The sequence below is a fragment of the Methylomonas sp. BG-2 genome (assembly GCF_057766305.1).
Map to the genome: position 1 here is coordinate 1 of NZ_JBYMAP010000451.1, position 1,556 is coordinate 1,556.

Genomic DNA, 1,556 nt, shown 5'->3' on the forward strand with positions numbered 1-1,556 from the left:
CTCGCGCGGCACGACCTTCCAATATAATTTTGCTTGCCACCTGACGCCCGACGATCCGCTCGATACGTTCAATGTTGCCAAACCCACCGGCGCGACCGGCGACGTCACGCCCGATGTGATGGGGGCGGATGACAATACCGTGCCGAATACCACGCCGATCGACTACACCCAATTCAGCGTCCGCAGAACCATCGCCGGCCACATCATCGGCACGCCGGTGACCTTGAAACTGTACCAGGCCTTGCAATTGGCCGGCATCGTCAGCGGCACCCTACCCAGCGACTGCGGCCTGGCCGGCCAGGGCATCACGCCGGTCAGCTCGAACGCCTCAGGCGAAAACGCCGCTTGCCAACCCAGCCTGACCAAATCACAGCTAGCCAGTATCTTTAGCGGCGCGGTCGGGGACTGGACCGCGCTCAAGGTGAAATTGCCGGCCACGCCGACCACCGGCTTTACGCCAACCGATACCGATCCGGCGCCGGACAACACCGATAGCGTGATCGATTTGGCGGAGCTGGTCGCGCAAGCCAAGGCCGCCGGATTTACCGGCACCGGCACCGGCAATACCAAACTGGACGTCCCGCTGGACACCACGGTGCATGTTTGCCGCCGCGAAAACGGCGCCGGCCAGCAAGTAGCGGTATTGGCCAATATCCTGCAATACCCCTGCCTGGGAGGATCAGGACCGGTGATTGCAGATGTCGGTTCGTCCAACGCCGACTTTATGTACGCGACCAGCCTGGGCGCGGTGGACAATTGCTTGGCCGACTTGAACAACGGTACCAACAACTATTTCAGTACCACGGCAACGCCCAGACATAATCCAGCGCCGTATAACGACTATCGCGATATTCCGCATAACGTCGCGCACGGCAACCAATGGGGGATCAGTATCCAAACCACCGAGCGTAATGCGACGCGCGGCGCCAATTACCGCTTCATCAAAATCGACGGCGCATCGCCGACCGGCAAGGAAGTGGCGCAAAACCGCTACCCCTTGGTCGGCGAGTACACCTTCTCATGGAAGCAGGCCAACAACGTTACCAATTTAGGTTCAGCCAAGGGCGGCGACGTTCAGAAGTTGCAAAACGCGCTGGTCAAGGTCGGTCAGTTGGCGTCCACCGTTGCCGCGCGTAATACCAGCTTGAGCAATCACGGCTTTGGTCAAGCCGGCTACATCGCGTTGAGCGCCAACGTGGCGCCGCCGGCCGGTTGGAACCCGGCCAATCCGGTAACGCCCTACGTACGCCAAACCAACGGTCAGCCGGACGCTTGCGCGTTACCCGTACTGAACACGGCGTATGACCAGCTTTCACTGCCGACTCCGTAACCCTTCCCACGCCGCGACCAAATAGGACGTCGGCCGCGGCATCTCCAGCGACCCGTGCAACGGCAGAAATTTCATTTCCCCGACCCGAACACGCTAGCGTTAACAAATCAGGATCTTCGAGCCGCTGTCCACAAGGAACCGGATACGCTTGGACCGCACACGGATGTGCACCCCTTTCGCCGATCCGGGGTTTGACGACGCCGGCTTCGGCGCCCGATTCATTCCG

The 1,556-nt window shown here is 60.7% G+C and carries 1 pseudogene; it reads left to right on the forward strand.

Going from position 1 to position 1,556, the window contains the following annotated elements:
• A pseudogene (locus AC3B8H_RS21185) lies at nucleotides 1–1,330 on the forward strand (hypothetical protein); the annotation flags it as partial.
• Between the last annotated feature and the right edge of the window lie 226 nt (nucleotides 1,331–1,556).